Origin of the sequence: Williamsia maris, from assembly GCF_024171815.1 — a bacterium.
GTDB classification, from domain to species: Bacteria; Actinomycetota; Actinomycetes; order Mycobacteriales; family Mycobacteriaceae; genus Williamsia_A; species Williamsia_A maris.
Genome location: NZ_JAMTCJ010000004.1, coordinates 295,940 through 314,894 on the forward strand (window position 1 = coordinate 295,940; position 18,955 = coordinate 314,894).

Below are 18,955 nucleotides of genomic sequence, written 5' to 3' on the forward strand. Positions count from 1 at the left end.
CAACACTGGGTCGCGAATTGCTTCCAGGCGCGCGACGCCCGGCGCCTGGCTCCAGTTGACCCTGCCCTAGGGGGAAGCCCCAAGATGCCCAACAATGATGCTGTCGCCGCAACCACAGGAGGACGTCATGGGTGCACGGGTCTCGATCGGTGACTTCGCGGTGATGTCCAGCCTGAGCAGAAAAGCGCTTCGGCACTACCACGACATCGGGATTCTCGAACCAGTCCATATCGACGCGCACTCCGGTTATCGCTTCTACGACACCAGCCAGGTCGATCACGCACACATCATCCGCCGGTTTCGATTCCTGGGCATGTCCATCCCGGATATCAAGGCGCTGCTGAGCACGGAAGACACCAAGGCCCGCACCGAGATAATCACAACTCATCTCGAACAGATGGAGGCGCAACTCCAGCACACTCGAGATACGGTCGGAGCACTGCGCGAGCTACTTTCTCCTGTGCAGGCCCCCGCCGACATCGAGGTGCGCGTTGAACCTGCGCTGGCTGTATGGACCATCGGCACCACTCTCGAGACCTCCGAGATCGACAGCTGGTTCACAGTCACGGTCCGTAAACTGAGAGACGCCGTTGCGGCGGCCTCAGGTGATCAAAGCGAGGTCGTGCCTGGCGGCCTATACGACCGAGCGCTGTTCCTCGAATCCTCTGGGCGGGCCTCTCTTTTCGTTCCGGCTCCGCAATCGGCGCGCCCCCCGTCAGGCATCCGGGCCCAACTTTTACCTCCGGCCCAATTCGCGGTGCTCACCCACTCCGGCGGTCACGAGGGCATCGACCGCAGCTACGCGGCGCTGGGAACGTTCACAAATGAGCACCTGATCAGCGACCAAGGACCAATCCGCGAGCACTACATCGGCGGCACACGCTCAGAGCCGACAACGTTCACCGCCACCGAAATCTGCTGGCCTGTTTTCAGCACCACCCCACCGCAAGAATAATTCTCAGGCCCTGCCGACCTAGGAACCGAGAACTGAAGGCGCATCTAGCATCACACCGGTTTAGTGTGCGCGCTTCGTGACTGCGTGGATGATGCCGCCTTCAACGAACCGCAGAAGTGCGTGATGGCGATCCTCGATGTCGCGGGTGTGCATCCGGCCTGCGGTGAGGCTGTCGAGTCGCAGGTTGTTGGAGTAGGTGTGCATGGTGGCGGCGACGAGGTGGAGGTAGGCGTCGTGGATTGCTGCGTCGTCGGCGTCTGGGAACAGGGTGTGTAGTTGGCTGATGAAGTCGGTTGCGATGGCGTTGAAGTCGTCGACGATCAGCCGTCCGATGGGGTGTCCGGAGTTGGCGAGTTGGGCGACGAGGCGAAAGTAGTTGTCCCAGCCGGTGTCGCCGGATAGCTGTCGCATCGGTTCGGTGAACGCGTCGATGAGGGCGCGTAGGCGGCGGTCTCGTGTTCCGCGGGCCGGCAGTGTCTCCAGTCGGGCGCGGCGGTCGTTGTTGAGGGGTTGAATCCTTCGGGCCAGCACTGCCTGGAACAACCCTTCTTTGCCGCCGAATTGGTCGCTGACCGCGGCCAGGCGGGTCCCGGCGCGGTCGGTGATGTCGCGCACGCTGACACCGAAATAGCCGCGATCGGCGAACAGTTCCTCAGCGGTGTCGAGCAACCGCGTCTGGCGTTCAACGCGGGTCGCATCTCGCGAACTATTAGCTGGCGGATTGGCCGCGGCGAGAGGTGTCACGATCCGATTATGTCGTGCTGGATAGTTCCGACTCCGCCGATGGCAGTTTCGAACTTGTCGCCGGATCCGATCCAGTGTCCGGTCTCCGTGCCGAACACCTCCCTGGCCAGCTGGGTTCGGGGGGTATTGCGTTCCCACTTCCCACCGTGCTGAGCCGCCTGCACCTACAGGTCTTCCGCGGTACGTGTCCGTCGCGACCTCATCGTTCGATCCCTACCAACTATCGGAACGACTGTTCCGCTCCGGGCTGCCCTCATGCTAGCGTCGGAACGATCGTTCCGAAAGTGTCGGTGAGGGGGTAGCGTGCGCGAGGTTGCTGACAACGTCGACGACGCCGATTGGACAGTGTCGGGGCACGGACTGCTGTGACGTGGAACGCGTTCCGCAGCAGCCGATCTCGCGCCGCGATGCCACCGTCACCAACACGCTCTGAACCGGGGAAAATCGATGCCTGATGCCACCTTTCTGCAAAAGCTGTTCGTGACGGCCTGCGCGGTCACCCGCACGACCGATCTCGCCGCCCGGTTGACCGGCGCAGCACCGTTCCTGCCCGCGTTGTTCGCCCTGCGTTACTCCAACATGGGCGGTCTCGACCGCACCCAGTTCACCGAAGAACTGGCCGGAGCTCGATCGTTTCGCGACAACCGATGGTGCGCGCACTGGGACCAGATCGCGGCCGGGCACGCCCAGCGAGCGACCACACTGCTGCGCGACCTCGCCGACGGCACGTCGATACCTGTGCCGAACATCAGCGATCCCGCAACGGCCACCGACAATGCGGCCCTGGCCGGTCTGGCTGAACTGATCGCCCCCGCAGCAGTCCTGTTCGCCGATCACGGCCCCCAACCGAGCACCGCTGCAATAACCGATCTTGTTGTCACGCACGCCGCGTCCGGTGACCGGCTGCGCGTAGAAACCGCATTCCGGGCAATCGACGCCTGGGTCAAGGCCATCACCTACCACCAGGTCAGCGCTTTCCCGGGACACAGCGAGCAGCGGATGCAGGCCTACTGGCGTTCACGACAGTTGTTCGACGTCCTCATCGGTGCACTGGTCCCGTCGCTGGACCTGACTGTGGAGCACGTCGAGATCCCTGTGGCCGGCGGAGAGACGGTGGCCGGGTATCTGGTCCTGCCGACCGGTCCGGGTCCACACCCGGTTGTGCTGACCACCAACGGACTCGAGGGCACCGCCCAAGAGTTGGCGATACCGCAGCTGCGTTACCGCGGCGCGGGGATGGCGATGTTCGTGATGGAGATGCCCGGCAGCTACGCCTACACCGGGCCGATGAGCCCAGGATCGGAGGCGATTTATCACGACGTCATCGACCACCTCGTCGCCGACGAACGTCTCGACACCGGGCGCCTCGGCATGGTCGGGGTGAGCTTCGGCGGGTACTGGACCGCGCGTCTGGCCGCCACCGATGACCGCATCACCTGTGCCATCGCCTGCGGTGCTCCGACGCATCGCTCATTTCACGGTGGTGCGCTCGGGACACCACAGGTCATCCTCGGTGCGCTCGCCGACACACTCGGCGCCCGACACCCCCTTGACCTGATGCGCAAACTGTCGGCCCTGTCGATCGAGGACCGCTACGCCGACATCTCCATGCCGCTGCTGGTCATCAACGGCGACAACGACACCCTGATGGACACCCAGGACAGCGTCGAACTCGCCGAGACCGCCCCCCGTGGCACCGTGCTGCTCTACCCCGACGATGACCACTGCGCGATGGGCCACTACCGCGAATGGCTCGACTACTCCCAGCGCTGGCTTTCCGAACACCTTGTCTCCCCTCTGAACTAGGCGAAGCGGCAGCTTGTGACCGCGCCAGTGCGACTGGGTGCGGGCACCCTACTTCTCGATGGGATGGCCGATCGGAATCACATTGCTGGCATCAATCACTGAGTTACCATCCGGGAGCGTCTCACTCGATGCTGGAGGCCTAGGCGCACGGGCGACCACGACATCAACCCTTGCCATCTGGGCGGTTCCAGGCAAAGCCGACCGGCGTGCAGGTCCCACGTAGTCGTACGCCGCGCAATCATCAGTTCAGCGTGTCCGCTTCTCACCTCCAGACGTCGCGCCGGCCCGCCCGGGGGGGGGGGGGGGGGTAACTGGTCGGTGCCCTCCCGGACAGTCCTGGCTTGACTGGCGACAACGGCATCGTGATTCTTTGGTAAGAGAAAGCGGGCCGGACTGACGGTCAGAACAGGGAGCCGATACGCGACGTGAGGTGCAGACTTGGTGCCTCTACCTCAGCAGGGAGCGCCGTGGGCGATGCCGACTCAGGGGTCCTCAGCTGCGAGGACATGCTGCCCGGTGAGATCAACCGTGTAGCTGTCGCCGGTGTATCCGGTGTCGGGAAGACGACTCTGGCCAGACAAATTGCAGGCGTGCTCGATATCGCACACATCGAGATCGACGGTCTTTTCCACGGGCCACACTGGCAGCCACGACCGGAATTCCTTTATGACGTGCTGGACCTGGTCGACCGGGACCGATGGGTCACCGAATGGCAGTACTCCGAAGCCCGGCCGTTGATCGCCAACCGCAGCGACCTCATCGTGTGGCTCGACCTACCCTTTTGGACAACAACATTCCCGCGGGTTCTTCGTCGCACCCTGCGACGGCGTGTCCGCTCGGACGTCCTCTGGAATGGAAACAAAGAACCACCGCTGCACACCGTGCTGACCGACCCGGACCACATAATTCGCTGCGCGATTTCAACTCGGCACAAATATGACAACGCGGTCCCCGACTTGAGAGAGTCGTATCCCGATCTGACGATCGTCCACCTTCGGACCGCGAGGCAGGTACGGAGCTGGCGCGCGGGACCGCTGGCGGCCAGGGCCTGCAAATAGTCTTCTGAACTGGTCGGCGTCCGGCGACCACATCTGTTCAGCGAAACATCGTCCCGGGCCCTTAGCGCTTCAGTCGGAAAAGCGCCGCGCGGGCAAGCAGCTCAGGGATTTCACGCGCGACGACTGGAGCGACATCGCCGGCGAAGGCGGTCTCGGAGTTGCCCAGGGCGGTGTCCGAGGGGCCAGCATCTACTGGCTCACAAACTTCACCGCTACCCCTGCCGCTGTGGCCAGCTCGATCGTCACCGCGGCCTTCGGCGTCGCGGAGCAGGCAAATAAATTCCGACGCGGTTAGATCGACGAGTGGCATTTATCGAAAACTCCGAACTCATATGTCCAGAGACCGCAGTCAGCGCCCTATCTTCCTTAGTCGGACAAGCCATCATCCCGGTGCCGGTCCTCGGTGCCGTGATCGGCAACACCGTCGGCGTCGTCATGTACAAGGCTGTGTCGTCCGCACTCTCAGAGCGAGAGGCGGCGCTGATCGAACGCTACTTTGCTGAACAACGGATCCTCGACGAGCAATTCGCCGGCGAGTACCAAGACCTCATCGACAAGCTCGATGCAGGCATGTCCGACTACCTTTCGGTCCTCGAACGGGCATTTTCCCCTAACGTGGAGATCGCTCTACTGGGATCCATCGAACTCGCACTTGAGCTCGGGGTAGCCGCAGAAGAGGTTCTGGACTCTAGCGAGAAGGTCCTCGCCTACTTTCTCGACTAGCTGTCGTCGGTTCCCCGAACCTCGTCAGCCCACCCCTGCTGACTACGCAGGATCGACACAGCCAACAACCGCGACCAACGCATTGCCAGGCGTCAAGTGTGCAATTGCCGCAACAGCGTTATGAGCCACCACGTGTCGAGATGCCCACTCCGGCAATGGTTTCTCCGGCTGCCAGTCCGGGTAACACCTCGATATCGGCGCGATCAGCGCCCGATACGACTGGCCGTGGAAACGCTGCTGTAGCTCCCGATCAGCCGCGCGATAGCTATACGGGTCATTCGCCCGCGCTTTCTGCCACCGGACCTTGTCGGCAAGCGACTCGAAGAGTTTCACACGGGGCTCCGTAGCCCACCGAGACAACGGGTCGGCGTCAACGACGGCCACAGAGTTCGCCGCTATCTACGAACACCCGGGTGCCTCCCGCGCGTTGGAAGGGTCACCATATGAGCGCGGCGCTCGTCGTTGAGGGGTTGAATTCGTCGCGCCAGTATCGATCCAATACCGCCGAGCCGCTCCTAGCGGCGTATCTGCTATCGCCTCGAGCTCGCCTCCCTGACCTTCGATCGTGCGCGCAGACGCGGTGTTGTCCGCGGCGCACACCAGGAGAATTCGCTCCATACCCAACGCTGCTGCCAGCTTCACGGTGCGGGCCAGTGCCCATGACGCGTAGCCGTGTCCGCGTTTCGATGGGCGGATCCCGAACCCGACATGCCCCGCCCACATCACGTGATCATTCCACTTGTGCCGAAGGGCTATGCCTCCGATGACAGTCGGGCCCCGCACGATCCACCGGTAGGTGGTGTCGCGGTCATCGATCAGCCGTGCCACCCATCGATGAAATTCGTCGACGGTCTCTACGGAATCCTCCGCTTCAAGGCCGAAGCCGTCCTCATGCTGTCCTGCACCCCACTCCCGATGCGACGCCAGCCATTCCCGATACCGCCCCGTATCCGGGTGAACTAGTTCGGGCGAGGCGATCCTCGTCATGAAGCTCTGGAAACGTTTGAGTGCCACGGGGACCGCTTCGTGGGTGCAACACCCAACACGACGACGCTCGGACTCAAACAGGTCTCGACGAGCTCGAGGTATCTCGTGATCTGACGCGACGGCGCTTCGTCGCAGCGGGCGACGTCGATCACGGATCGACGCGACATGTCGGGAAATGCTCTCAACGTGGGAAACATCCTTCCATCGTGACGACAATCCTCACGGATCAGATGGCAACCAACCCAGGGCACACTCAACGATGTCCTAGGAATGCCGAGACCGGAGCATCAAAAAGCTGCCGGATTCGGGATTACGCTGACCGCTCGCGACCACTCTGTCTGAAATCGCTCGTCGAACAACACCTTCGCTAGTACTGAAGAGGCCGTCCCCCTGACCAACCGAACCACCGATCGATCTCGATGTGGACCGTGACCAACGGGCTATCCCTGGCCGGGTATTCCTTGCCGAGGAAGTGCCTGGAGAGGCGATCGATGTCGGCGAGTCCCTCATCGGGCTTGATGGAAACGACATGTCCCTGAATGGATATGTGCGTACCGAAATCGTCTGCTGCGAGCACGGTCAGTGACACATATCCGTTGTTCTGGAGGTGTTTCAGACGGGCGCGGTCAGAATTCATCGCGAGCATGAGAAGCCCGTCGTCCTCGATGAGGTACCAGGTTGCCACGGATACGGGCCGGCCCTTCGAGGTGACCGTCGCCATCACGGCCGGGTTGGGCTTTCGCAAAATAGCCAGGGCGGATTCAGGCAACGGTGTCTCAGACATGAACCCATTGTCTCAGAAAGCTGTCTACCCGATCAGGGCCGTCGTTTCGGCTCCGGACCAGAACCGTGGCCGTGTCCCTACGATCGGTTCGATCGGCGAGCTGACGATTGACTGCCGCGCATCAGGGATCTTCGGCCGGGGTGGTTCGGATGACCCGAGCGGGTGTGCCCGCCGCGACGACATGATCCGGGATGTCGTGGAGAACCACACTGCCCGCACCGACCACCACATTCCGGCCGATCGTGACGCCTGCCCCGACCGTGACTGAGGCGCCCAGCCACGAGTTCTCGCCGATGACGATGGGCGCTGCGCGTTCCCACCCTTCGCGACGACGGGCATGGTCGTCGACCGGGTGGAGGGCGGTCATGAGTTGGGCGCCCGGCCCGATTCGTACGTGCGCTCCCACAGTGATGGGCGCATCGTCCATGAAAAATGCGTTCCCGTTGACAAATGTGTGGTCGCCCAAATGAATGTTGGTGCCGAAAGTGCAGGTGAATCGTGGGATGACCACGACATACTCCCCCACCGATCCTGCCAATTCTGACATTGCGTTCGCGCGCGCGGAATCGTCGTCACCCGCGACCGAGTTGAAGACGTCGAGCCGACGCCAGCAGACACGGCGACGCTCTCGGAGATCGTCATCGTCGAGGTACCACTCACCGTTGGCCAGCCGCTCTGCCTGTTCTCCCACGTCTCAATAGTGGCAGGGTCCGTCAGCGATGCAACCGTGTCACCACACCGCGATCTCCGTCGACGCGGACACGGTCCCCGGTCACGAGTGACTGCGTGGCGATCAGAGTGTTGACAACACAGGGCAATCCGTACTCGCGGGCCACCACGGCACCGTGGGAGACCGAGCTGCCGATATCGGTGACCAGAGCCGCGATCACGGTGAAGTAGGGCGTCCACCCGACGTCGGTCACCGGTGTCACCAGGATCTCCCCTCGCTGCAGGTCGCCCGCTTCGACAATCGACTTGACTACTCGCACAACGCCTTCCGCAGATCCGCGGCTGGCGGGCCGGCCAACGATCTCGCTGCTCGATGAATCGTGTTGCGGTCGGGCGACCAGTGGGACCGGTCGGCCGATGGACACGTCGTCGAACTCGAGAGCACTCTGAAACGCCAGTGCCTCCCGTCGCTTGACTGCGCTCGTGATCAGACCGGTGATGTCCTGTGACCCCACAACGCGTTCCAGCTCGGCACGGTCGAAGAAGAACACGAGATCCGCGTCAGGCAGTCGGCCCGCCGCAGCCAAGATCTCGCCCAGGTGGCGATAGCCGAGCTTCAGCGAATGCGCCATCCGCGCCATCTTCGACTTCGTCTCCTCCCGCCCACGCGCGCCACCCTGCGCCAATCGAGCGAGGGATCGGATGACGCGTGAGCGGGATGCCTCGACGTCCTTCGAGGCCGACGTGCGAGCGGTCGGATCGAGGACCGATCGCACCATCACCTGCATCATCGCGCCCAGCCCATCCGGATCCTCGGCCCACGACGGGTCGCGCATGCACAGCTCGCGGTAGCCGCGGTGACCGTGGCTGGTCAGGAATCGTCGGAGCGCCACACCGACGGCATCAGGCGAGGCTCGCAGCTCGTCCACTGCGGCCCCGGGCTCCCCCGCCAGGAACCTCTCCGCGACAACGTCGTCGGCCGCGATGGTGTGAACCACTGAGTCCAGTTCCTCGAGCATGAGCGCGCTCTCGACGTCGGCCGCGCCGGCCATCAGTCGGGTTGCCTCGGCTCGACCGTCGTCTTCGCTGCGCCCATCTTTCAGGGCCTGCCGCATCAGGACGCTCTCCAGGATGTTGGCCGCGACCGCGGCGCGTGACGACGACCGGACATGCGTGAGCGTCACGTCGCAATACTGCTGCACCCCGGACTCCAGCTGCCGCAACACGACTCGCAGGTCCTCGCTGGTCGGGACCTCGAAGCCGTCGATCTGCGGTCCGAGTCGTCGGATCGCCGGGCCGGCCGACAACGCATAGGTGCTGAGTCGAACCGTGTTGATCAGCTTGCTGAGAAACGGCTTCGGCGGCTTGGGTTTCAGTTCGTCGATCACCCGACCGCAGATCGAGATGGAGAACTGCTCCAGCGAATTGCCGAGGAGCCCGGAGCTCAGACCTGTCCCCTCGGTCATGTTGAGAAACATGTGGCCCTGAAAGTAGCCGACCTGGAGCCACGGCTTCTCATAACTCGGCTGTGCCCGTGCGACCACCTGCGTCATCTGCATCGCATAGTCGATGGCGAAGCCCGACACCGACGCGGTCAGCGGACAGAATGCTCCCGGCATCATCTCGCCGATGTTGCAGCGCGTGTACACATGGTCCGCACCGGCCACGGGTGAATCCATCGCGGCCAGATCACAGGGAAGCGTGGTGATCGGTCGGGCTTGCAGCCACCACAGCGTTCCGCTGCGATCGATCGCCCACTCGAGATCCATGGGCATCCCCCAGTGCTGCGCAGCCCGTAGAGCACCAGCCCGGATGGCGGTGACCTCGTCGGGCGAGAGGACCGGAGCGGAAGCGACGTCGGCAATCGCCACCTCACCGACGGAGTCGATAACGAGGTGGTCCGACGAGGCCGAGCCGTCGACCAGCGCTTCGCCGAGCCCGTCGACGGCATCGATCACCATCAGGTCGCGTCGGCCGGTGGTCGGATCTGCGCTGAACACCACCCCGGCGGCGCGTGCGTCCACCATCTGCTGGACCACCACGTGCATCGTGGCCGGGGGTAGTTCGCTGTAGGCCGACGACCGACGCGAGTGCACAGAGGCTGCGCACGTCCGGACCGCCGCGGCGAAGTCATTGACCGAGTCGACACCCAGGACCGTGTCGTATTGTCCGGCGAACGACTGGTCGTCACCGTCCTCCCCGATTGCCGAGGATCGGACGGCAACCGGGGTCGCTCCGACCGCGGCCATCCGCTCAAACCATTGAGCCACATCGCAGCCCGCGACTTCCGTGGACACGTCGGCGATGACGAACCCCGTGGGCACGGCGAGTCCGAGGCGTCGAAGTTCGGCCAGACCCGCCGCTTTTCCGCCGTAACGGGCGTCGGTGATGTCGGCGAATTCGACCGTCGCCGGCGTCACGATGACGCCAGCGAATCGACGATCTCTGAGAGTGCGTCGACCTCGATCGGCCCTGTCTGATAGAGACACACCCGCTCCGACACTCCGTCGACACGGTCACGGACGTGCGCGGCCACCTCGGCCGGGGTACCGCATGCGGCGATGGTGTGCAGGATGTCGTCGTCGATGAGTGCGGCCATCTCCTGCCAGCGCCCCTGTTTCGACATGGCGTTGAGCTCGGGCTGCAGATCGCCCCAGCCATGCGCGTCGAGCACCGGTCGATACGCCGGGGTGGACCCGTAGAACGCGAGCAACATGCGCGTCGACGCGTGGTCGTCGTCACGGCCGGTGCCGACCGAGACGATCACCTCGGGCACCACCTCGAAGTCGCTTTCGCTACGGCCCGCAGTCGTCAGACCCGCGCGCACGGCAGGCATCGTCGTCCCGTGCAGGAATCGCTTGGATCCGAAGGGCATCACCAGCAGGCCGTCGGCCACCTCCGCTGTGGCTGCGGTCAGCCGAGGCCCGAGTGCCCCGAGGTAGATCGGTGGCGGCCCGAACGGGTTCGGCCCGGGAACGAAGGTCGGCGTCATGAGGGTGTGTCGGTAGTACTCGCCGCGAAAGTCCAACCGCTCCCCTGTGTTCCACGTCGCGAAGATCGCTCGCAGCGCCCCGACCATCTCCTTCATCCGGTCCACCGGCTTGTCGAACTCGGCCCCGTACCGTTTCTCGATCTGCGCGCGAATCTGCGTCCCGAGGCCCAAAATGAAGCGACCCTCGCTGAGCAACTGCAGATCGTTGGCCTGGTGTGCGAGCTGAATCGGGTTGCGGGGAAACGCAATCGCTACGTTCGACATCACGTCGAGTCCCTTCACCGACGACGCCAGCACCAGCGGGGTGAACACGTCGAACGGGCCCTCAAAGGTGAACACCCCCGATGCACCGGCCTCCTTCAGCGCGTGCGCGCGTTCGACGGCGTCGGTGGGCCCGAACAGAGCGGTCATGACCTTCATGAACCCGGCGCCCGATCGCCCACGTCGGTCCAGTCGAAGAATCCCGACGGGTGGTGCGGGCCGATCACGCCGTGTTCGAACAACCCGGCGCCCTCGTGGACCGTCCCGTCGGCCTCGGTGCACACGGCGTGGGCCACATGGTCGATCAGGCTGAACGGCGCGCGGGCCATGACGTCGGCATCGGTGAGGTCGTAGCTCACCCGTTCGGTGAAGGGACTGCCCTTCCAGCTGCCGTGCGCCCAGGAGGAATCGCCGCCGTAGCCCGATCCGAAGGCGATGGGTGCGAACAGCTTCGACTCGATGTCGAGATGTGTTCGGTCTCCTGCCCGGTTCATGAACTCGACATGGGCGCCTCGCGGAATACGCGTTCCGGGGGTGTAGTCGATGGCGACCCGCACCCCGTCGAGCTGTTCGACGCGGCCGTCCCGCCACCGGCGCGTGCAGTCATAGAGACTGCGGTGACCGTCGGGATCCTCCTGCATGATCAGGAACAGTTGGAAGTCGTCGAAGACCAGCGGAAGGTACAGCCACCACATTCCGCGGAACGCCGTATCGGGACGTCCCGCCGGTTCTGCCTCGCCGACCGGCCGGATCCCCCACGACCGGTCGCGGCTGGCCACACTGGTGTCGTGCGTGACCTCCAACCGGTCCCCGTCGATGTCAATCCAGCCCTCCCAGGACCCGACCTGAGCGAAACGGCTGGCCTGCAACGTGACTCGCCGGTCGGTGAGCATCTCGTGCGGCTTCTCCAGGGCCGCGGGGAACAGACCTCGCCAGGTGAGGTCGGCGGAGATCCCCTCCGTCGGCTCCAGCGTCAGGTGCATCTCCTGTAGAGGCTCGACGACGTCGAGACGGTATCCGGTGACGTTCTGACGCAGCCGGTCGTCGTCGATGGCGTCGCTGAGGTGAACCGCGGTCTGCGTGTCGCCGCGACGGACGACGAAGTAGGCATCCTTGACGCCCAGGCGCGGGTAGTAACCGATGCCGGTGAGGACCATGAAGCGCCCGGCCCGGTCGAGCACGTTGAAGTAGGACCGGTCGTAGAAGTTCCGGTCCGAGCCGGCCGGCCACGTCACCGGCACCGGCGCCTGATGGATCGGATACTCGTCGAGCGGGCTCAGGTTCACGAACACTCCCTCAAATACGATGCAGTTCGTATTGCATCTACGATGACGTCATGTCACCAGAAAGCAACACGGATGGCAATAGGTCCGGCCAGTCGGCGCCGGGTCGGCCCCGCGACAGCAGGATCGACGCCGCGATCGTCGCGGCGACCCGTGAACTGATCCTCGAGACCGGCTATCCCCGGTTGTCGTTGTCGGCGATCGCCGCGCGCGCCAACACCACCACGGCTGCGATCTACCGGCGGTGGTCGGGCAAGGCGCAGTTGGTCCACGAGGCGGTTTTGTTCGCCGAATCGGTTCCCGCGATCGATCATCCGGGCGACATGCGCGATGAGATCAGAGCCCTGGTCGAGACGATCAGGGTGATCTTCGACCGACCCGAGGTGCGAATGGCGCTGCCGGGTCTGATCGCCGACACGGTCGCCGACCCCGAGCTACACGCCATGATGATCGGCCGATTGGCCGGGAACCTGACCGTGTTCGAATCCCGCTTCGGTCAGGGGCGCCGCGGTGAGGACCAGCTACCCATGCTCGCCGAGGTGGTCGCGGGCACCGCCATCTTCCGCATCCTCATCCGCCGGGATGCCGCCCTCGATGACACCTGGGTCGACGAGATGACCGAGATGATCACGGACAGTTGGCCACCGCGGACGTCGTCTGACGGGAACTGAGCGCGAGCGCCGGATCAGCCACCGACCGCGGGCACCGCCTGGTCGGTCGAATCACGCTGTACGGCAGCCGGGCTGAGCGCCCAGCGAATTGCCGTCGTGATCGCGATGCCACTCCCCCGCACCGCGGTTGCCTCGGTGATGGGCAGGTACGGCAAGCGCAGCGGTAGGCGGGTCCATCGCGGCATCATCGAGACGGCGACCGATGACAGCAGGCCGTAGGCCGGGCGCACAGGCAGCGGGATGGGTGGGTTCAGCAGGATGAACCGCGCCGTGCGACGGGCGGCGGCGGTGCTCTTGAGCTCGGGTCGGTACAGCGCGAGCAGCTCGTCGAGCTCCGCGGTCGTCTCGGGGACGTCGACAGCACCGAGACCACGCGCGACGAACGCGGTTTCGCGGACGTAGTCGTTGCGCCCGCCCGCATCGAGCGGATGGGCGCCGTACCGGTCGTGTGCGCGCAGGAAGCTGTCGATCTCCGCGACGTGGACCCATCGGATGAGGTGCGGATCCGACGCGGCGTAGGGCCGTCCGTCGGGCGCGGTGCCGGTGATCCGTTTGTGCACGGCCCGGACGATCCGCATCGCGCGGTCGGCGTCCTCGAGCGTGCCGAACGTCGTCTCGGCGAGGAACGTGCTCGTTCGCTGCAGGCGCCCCCACGGGTCTCCTCGGTAACCCGAGTGTTGATCGACGGCCGCCATCGCGAGGGGATGCAGTGACTGGAGCAGAAGTGCTCGCATCCCACCCACGAACATCGACGCGTCACCGTGGACCCGGTGGATTGCGGACTCGGGGCCGTATCGGCGCGGGCCGGTCGACAGGTGGATCCGATCGCGCCGTGCGGGGCCTTCGTCACCGGCGACACGTTCGAAGATCATCTCGCCGACGCGTTGCTGGACCGAACTGAACGGGTTCATCACCCCACTGTGCGCCTTCTGAGAGTCGGTGCTGGTCAGGACCCGAGAAGTGGCCTCGTCGGCGCGGCACGGCTCGGCGGACAGGGAGTGGTCGGGGCGCGGAGTTCTCCCGAAACCTCTACCTGATCGTAAAGTCCGACATTACGGTGGCAAAGTGACCAGACGCTGCGTCCCCCACCGTTCACTGCTCACCACACTCGGCGTGATCAGCGCGCTGGGTATCGGGATGCTCATCGCCGTCACGCCCGCGCAGGCCGCGCCGCCGTTGTCGGTCAGCACGGTGGCCGCCGGTCTCGACAAACCCTGGGACATCGAGATCGCCCCCGACGGCACCATCATCACCGGCGAGCGCAGCGGCCGGTTCGTTGCGATACGCCCGGGTGGAACAGCGCAGACCGTGCGCGCAGATCAATCGAAACTCTTCGTCACCAACGAGGCCGGTCTGATGGGGCTCGCGGTCGACCGAGGCTTCACGTCGAACCGCACCCTGTACTCGTGCCAGGCGGAGAAGACCTCCCCGACGGCGTTCGGCACGGGATCGGCCGGCTCGTTGCCGATCCCCTTCCCCAACTCGGGACAGGTGATCAACGTGGTCGCCTGGCGGGTCGCCGACGACTGGTCGTCGCTGACCCGGACGCGCACCGTGCTGTCGAACATCCCGGTCAACTCCGGTGGGCGGCACGCCGGGTGTGGTCTGACCGCCGCACCGGACGGCACCCTGTGGGTGGGTACCGGCGACAATGCTGTGCGGTCCTATCCGCAGAGCCGAACCTCGTTGGGCGGCAAAGTCCTGCACATCACCACCGGCGGCGCACCCGCCGGTGGGACGATCCCCGGCACCCCGATCTACTCCCTCGGACACCGCAACGTCCAGGGCGTCACGATCCAGCCCGGGACCGGACGCATCTACTCCATCGAGCAGGGCACCGACCGCGACGACGAGTTGAATCTCCTGCAGGCGGGCGGCAACTACGGGTACCGCCCTGACCGAGCGCCGCTGATCTACGACGAGTCGGTGCCGATGACCGACCCTGCGCGCGTACCCGGCGCCATCGGAGCGGTCTGGTCGTCGGGTGCGCCGACCATCGCCACGCCCGCGCTCGAGTTCCTCCCCGCCAGCGGCTGGGGCGATCTCGGTGGTGCCGCGGTCATCTCGGCGCAGAAGGGCAAGCGACTCGTCTTCGTCACGCTGTCGGAGAACGGGCGCGAGACGGTACGAATCACCGACGGCCTGCGCGACACCTACGGCCGGCTGCGAGCCCTCCACGTCGACCGGGACGGATCGCTGCTGGTGAGCACCGACAACGGCGGTGACGATCGCATCCTGCGAGTCCGCCCGGCGAGCTGAACGGCGATCACCGACCTCAGCGCGGAGCCGGTGATCCCGTTGTCGCCCGCGAATCCGGCACCCCGTCGTAGTCGGACAACTCGATGCCGTTGATCGCGCGTCCGATCAGCTCCATGAACCAGTCGCCGGTGAAGTCGGGCAGGGGCTCGCTGTCCGGGCCGGGGACCTCGCGGGTCCGGGCGTTCAGCCGTCCCATCTCCTGATTGGCCTCGACATACGAGCGCATCTTCGCCTCGTACCCGGCGAATCCCGTGTCGGGATCCCATCCCGCAGCGGCCAGTTCACCGGCCAACACATAGGCCCCCACCAGCGCGAGCCCGGTCCCCTGCCCGGACATCGGTGACGAGCTGAACGCCGCGTCCCCCAGCAACGCGACCCGGCCCTTCGACCACCGGTCCATCACGACCTGTGCGACCTGATCGAGGTAGAAGTCGGGGGTGTCGTCGAGGTGGGCGATGATGTCCGTGGTCAGCCACCCCAGCCCGGCCACCCGATCTCGCAGAAGAGCTTTCTGGGCTGCGACGTCGCGGTAGTCGACGTCGTACTCGGCCGAGCCGAAGTAGAACATGGCCATCGCGCGCTCGGCGTCGTGAATGGGGCGGAGCATCGCCGAGCGGCCGGACTGCTGATCCTGGTATTCGAGAAGGTGGCGGTCGAGGCCGAACTCGTTGGGCACGCTGTAGAAGGCCAACACCTGCCCGAGGTGCCGGAGGAACTCCTCGTTCGGCCCGAACACCATGGCGCGCAGGGGCGAATGCAGTCCGTCGGCGCCGATCACCAACTCGAACCGTCGCTGGTCGCCGCTCGCGAAGACGACGTCGACCCCGTCCGCGTCCTGGGTCAGTTCGGCGATCCGGTCGCCGAAGATGTACTCGACGTCCTCGCTGGTGTCGTCGTAGAGCACCTGTGCGAGGTCTCCGCGCAGGATCTCGATGTCGGCGATGAATCCGTCGCCACCGTCGTCCTCGGCGCTGAAGGTCTGCAGCACCTGCCCGTCGGCGTCGACGGAGTGCGCCCCGGCGGTGTCCGTGCACGCCGCGCGGATGGCCGAGTCGAGGCCCATGCGTGCGATGGCCTCCTTGGCCACGCCGCGTGCGTCGACCGCCTGACCTCCGGGACGCAGTTCCGGTGACCGCTCGACCACGGTCACCTGGGCGCCACGCCGGTGCAACCAGTGGGCCAGTGCCGGTCCGGCGATGCTCGCCCCCGCGACCAGCACCCTGGGGGCGGGCATTCCGGTCGTCAGCGCGTCGTCGTCGAGATCCATCACTTGCCTCCATGGTGTGTCGCTGCTCGAGTGTGTTCAGCGGTACCGACCCCCGGTGCGGACAAAACTAATCGGAAGAATCAGCAGTCTTTCCCGCTCAGAGGGAAACATCGCTGACGATCGGGCGTGCAATCCGAAGATGCGGGGGTCAGGCCAACAGGCGCCAGAGACCGATGATCCCGACCACCACGATGACGCCGCGCAGAGCGGTCGGCGAGAGGTTGCGTCCGTACCTGGCCCCGATCACCCCACCGACCAGCGAGCCGACCGCGATGATCCCGGCCGCAGCCCAATCGATCCGATCGAACGCGACAACTGTGTAGGTCAACGCCGCAACGACATTGACGATCAAAGACAGCAGGTTCTTGGCGGCGTTGAGTCGCTGGAGGTTGTCGGTGACGATCACACCCATCGCGCCCATGAGCAGGATTCCCTGCGCGGCGGTGAAATACCCGCCGTAGATTCCCACCGCGAACGTCGACACGATGACCAGCAGGAGACGCCCTGGCCGCAGTGCGGTGTCGTGGACATCGTCGGGCACCTGGGTGGTGCGCGACGCAGTCCACCGCTGCAGGCGGGGCTGGACGATCACCAGTGCGAGCGCCAGAACCAGCAACACGGGGACGATGGTCTCGAAAGCCTTCTCGGGCAGATGCAGTAGCAACCAACTGCCGATACCCGCACCGACCAGCGACGCCGGTATCTGCCAGCGCAGGCGCGGCCACTGCCCGGCGAGCTCGCGGCGGTAACCCCACGTTCCCGACACCCCGCCGGCCACGAGGCCGACGGCGTTGGTCATCGTCGCCGTCACCGGTGGGAAGCCGAACGCGACCAGGGTGGGGAACGTGATCAGCGTTCCACTGCCGACAACGGCGTTGATGGCCCCGGCGCCGACACCGGCGACCAGGATCGCGACCACTTCCCAGATCGACACCGGATCAGTGTGCGGCGATGCGGTCGACCAGCAGATCGACGATGGCCCGCCGTTCGGTGTCGTCCCCGGGATGGGTCAGCAGACCCTCGACGACGAAGGCGATGATGTGGCTCGCGGCCTCGGCGGTCTCGGGCGGTAGGTCGTCCCGCGTGAGCGCATCGGCCACCCCGTGGAAGGTGTCGTGCCACCGATCGATCACCGGCGAGACCGAGCGCCGCGAATGCACCGTGTCGACGAGGTTGCGCATCGCCGACAACTCGTCGACGGCGAACATGATCTTGTCCCCCAGCGGGCGCGCCGCGATGGGCTCATACCGCGACATCGCCTCGGCCAGCAGAGTTTCGAGGACCGCGACCAGCAGGTGGTCCTTGTCCGCGAAGTACCAGTAGACGGTGTTGGTGGTCACCCCGGCGTCAGCGGCGATCTTGCTCAACGACGTCTCGTCGTATCCGTGGTCGACGAAGAGTCGGCGGGCGGAGGTGACGATCTCGTCCCGCTTCTCCTCCCGTGCACGAGGGCGACGGTTGGCAGGCATCCCCACACCCTAATTGATCGGCGATCAAGAGCGCGGTATGTTCCTTGAACACCGATCAAGAGGAGAGGCGACACCCATGTTGAACGACGACGAGTTCACCCGGACCGACGAGTTCTTCTCATCGTCGGGAGTCCGCTGCGCCGCCACGGTGTACCGGCCGACGGCGCCGACCGGCCAGGTGCCGGTGATCGTGATGGCGCACGGTTTCGGGGGAATCCGCGGGATCCGTCTGCCCGCCTACGCGGCCCGTTTCGCGAGCGACGGCTATGCGGTGGTCCTGTTCGACTACCGCTACTTCGGTGACAGCGAGGGCGAACCCCGCCAACTGCTCGACGTGCCGTCGCAACTCGACGACTGGCGCGCCGCGATCCGGTTCGCGCGCTCGCTGGACGTCGTCGACGCCGAACGGGTCGTCGGCTGGGGCACGTCGTTCGCGGGTGGCCATGTGCTGAGCCTCGCCGGTGGTGGTGAGCGGTTGGCCGCCATCGTCGCGCAGGTGCCGCACGTCAGCGGTCCCGCCGCAGTCCGCGCCACCGGCCTCCGGCAAGCCCTCCGGCTGACGCCGATCGCTCTCGCCGATCTGTTCGGGTCGTTCGCCGGCCGACCGCCGCGATACGTCGAGGCGATCGGGTCGGAAGGGTCGGTGGCGGCTCTGGCCTCTCCCGGTGCGATCGCCGGGTTCACACGACTCATCGCCGAATCCGGTTTGCAACGAGGCGACTACCCGGAGACCGTGGCGGCACGGATCCTCGTGAAGATCGGCCTCTACTCCCCCGCCCGGACCGCACGGAAGATCACGTGCGCGGCGCTCATCCAGGTGGCATCGGAGGACAACATCGCGCCCGCCGCGGCGGCGGTGAAGGTCGCCGACGTCATTCCGCGATCAACGCTGCGGCGGTACGACTGCGGTCACTTCGATCCCTACGTCGATCCGTACTTCCCGACCGTGGTCGCTGACCAACTCGCGTTCCTCCAGGAGGCGGTGCCGGTCGGTCCCCGCGTGTGATCTGCAGGTGAGCAGGGCCGG

General features: G+C 65.4%; 18 protein-coding genes. 7 read left to right on the forward strand and 11 right to left on the reverse strand.

The annotated features are described in order from the left end of the window. Nucleotides 1–127 precede the first annotated feature (127 nt). On the forward strand, nt 128–955 hold the full coding sequence (locus LX13_RS20030; protein ID WP_253663095.1) for a MerR family transcriptional regulator: 828 nt from the start codon (nt 128–130) through the stop codon (nt 953–955). A gap of 60 nt (nt 956–1,015) precedes the next feature. On the opposite strand, the gene LX13_RS20035 is transcribed toward LX13_RS20030, so the two are convergent. Next, nucleotides 1,016–1,699, reverse strand: a complete 684-nt coding sequence (locus LX13_RS20035) for a TetR/AcrR family transcriptional regulator (protein ID WP_253663096.1) — start codon at nt 1,697–1,699, stop codon at nt 1,016–1,018. A 447-nt stretch (nt 1,700–2,146) separates the two neighbouring features. On the opposite strand from LX13_RS20035, the gene LX13_RS20040 reads away from it, so the two are divergent. From LX13_RS20040 to LX13_RS20050, 3 genes are all read left to right on the forward strand, one after another. Next, the gene (locus LX13_RS20040; protein WP_253663097.1) at nt 2,147–3,505 is read left to right on the forward strand and encodes an alpha/beta hydrolase family protein; all 1,359 of its coding nucleotides are present in this window, start codon (nt 2,147–2,149) and stop codon (nt 3,503–3,505) included. 467 nt (nt 3,506–3,972) lie between these two features. After that, nucleotides 3,973–4,563 (forward strand): P-loop NTPase family protein, encoded by a 591-nt coding sequence (locus LX13_RS20045; protein WP_253663098.1) that lies wholly within the window; start codon nt 3,973–3,975, stop codon nt 4,561–4,563. Between the two features lie 303 nt (nt 4,564–4,866). Continuing rightward, on the forward strand, nt 4,867–5,286 hold the full coding sequence (locus tag LX13_RS20050; RefSeq protein ID WP_253663099.1) for a hypothetical protein: 420 nt from the start codon (nt 4,867–4,869) through the stop codon (nt 5,284–5,286). A 399-nt stretch (nt 5,287–5,685) separates the two neighbouring features. On the opposite strand, the gene LX13_RS20055 is transcribed toward LX13_RS20050, so the two are convergent. From LX13_RS20055 to LX13_RS20080, 6 genes are all read right to left on the reverse strand, one after another. Next, the gene (locus LX13_RS20055) at nt 5,686–6,273 is read right to left on the reverse strand and encodes a GNAT family N-acetyltransferase (protein WP_253663614.1); all 588 of its coding nucleotides are present in this window, start codon (nt 6,271–6,273) and stop codon (nt 5,686–5,688) included. Nucleotides 6,274–6,640: 367 nt separating this feature from the next. Next, on the reverse strand, nt 6,641–7,057 hold the full coding sequence (locus LX13_RS20060; protein WP_253663100.1) for a pyridoxamine 5'-phosphate oxidase family protein: 417 nt from the start codon (nt 7,055–7,057) through the stop codon (nt 6,641–6,643). A gap of 121 nt (nt 7,058–7,178) precedes the next feature. Further along, a complete protein-coding gene (locus LX13_RS23570; RefSeq protein ID WP_308214769.1) occupies nt 7,179–7,424 on the reverse strand; it encodes a DapH/DapD/GlmU-related protein in 246 nt (81 codons plus the stop codon). A gap of 346 nt (nt 7,425–7,770) precedes the next feature. Next, nucleotides 7,771–10,146 carry a PEP/pyruvate-binding domain-containing protein gene (locus tag LX13_RS20070; protein WP_253663102.1) on the reverse strand — a complete coding sequence of 792 codons (2,376 nt, stop codon included), beginning with the start codon at nt 10,144–10,146 and terminating at the stop codon, nt 7,771–7,773. Then, nucleotides 10,143–11,138 (reverse strand): TIGR03617 family F420-dependent LLM class oxidoreductase, encoded by a 996-nt coding sequence (locus LX13_RS20075; RefSeq protein WP_253663103.1) that lies wholly within the window; start codon nt 11,136–11,138, stop codon nt 10,143–10,145. Before LX13_RS20075 ends, LX13_RS20070 begins: the two co-directional genes overlap by 4 nt. Continuing rightward, entirely contained in the window at nt 11,135–12,265 is a 1,131-nt protein-coding gene (locus LX13_RS20080) for an Rv3169 family protein (protein WP_253663104.1), read from the reverse strand. The genes LX13_RS20075 and LX13_RS20080 overlap by 4 nt, the downstream gene beginning before the upstream one ends. Before the next feature lie 50 nt (nt 12,266–12,315). On the opposite strand from LX13_RS20080, the gene LX13_RS20085 reads away from it, so the two are divergent. Then, entirely contained in the window at nt 12,316–12,933 is a 618-nt protein-coding gene (locus LX13_RS20085; protein ID WP_253663105.1) for a TetR-like C-terminal domain-containing protein, read from the forward strand. Nucleotides 12,934–12,947: 14 nt separating this feature from the next. On the opposite strand, the gene LX13_RS20090 is transcribed toward LX13_RS20085, so the two are convergent. Further along, a complete protein-coding gene (locus LX13_RS20090; protein WP_253663106.1) occupies nt 12,948–13,844 on the reverse strand; it encodes an oxygenase MpaB family protein in 897 nt (298 codons plus the stop codon). A gap of 226 nt (nt 13,845–14,070) precedes the next feature. On the opposite strand from LX13_RS20090, the gene LX13_RS20095 reads away from it, so the two are divergent. Beyond that, nucleotides 14,071–15,192 (forward strand): PQQ-dependent sugar dehydrogenase, encoded by a 1,122-nt coding sequence (locus LX13_RS20095; protein ID WP_253663615.1) that lies wholly within the window; start codon nt 14,071–14,073, stop codon nt 15,190–15,192. Nucleotides 15,193–15,208: 16 nt separating this feature from the next. Here the strand turns inward: LX13_RS20095 and LX13_RS20100 are convergent, their stop codons facing one another. From LX13_RS20100 to LX13_RS20110, 3 genes are all read right to left on the reverse strand, one after another. Further along, complete coding sequence (locus LX13_RS20100; protein ID WP_253663107.1) at nt 15,209–16,459, reverse strand: FAD-dependent monooxygenase; 1,251 nt, start codon at nt 16,457–16,459, stop codon at nt 15,209–15,211. Nucleotides 16,460–16,607: 148 nt separating this feature from the next. Continuing rightward, nucleotides 16,608–17,393, reverse strand: a complete 786-nt coding sequence (locus LX13_RS20105) for a sulfite exporter TauE/SafE family protein (protein WP_253663108.1) — start codon at nt 17,391–17,393, stop codon at nt 16,608–16,610. Nucleotides 17,394–17,397: 4 nt separating this feature from the next. After that, nucleotides 17,398–17,928 (reverse strand): TetR/AcrR family transcriptional regulator, encoded by a 531-nt coding sequence (locus LX13_RS20110; protein WP_253663109.1) that lies wholly within the window; start codon nt 17,926–17,928, stop codon nt 17,398–17,400. A 76-nt stretch (nt 17,929–18,004) separates the two neighbouring features. Between LX13_RS20110 and LX13_RS20115 the strand changes: the two genes are divergently transcribed. Further along, nucleotides 18,005–18,934 (forward strand): alpha/beta hydrolase, encoded by a 930-nt coding sequence (locus tag LX13_RS20115; protein WP_253663110.1) that lies wholly within the window; start codon nt 18,005–18,007, stop codon nt 18,932–18,934. Nucleotides 18,935–18,955 lie beyond the last annotated feature (21 nt).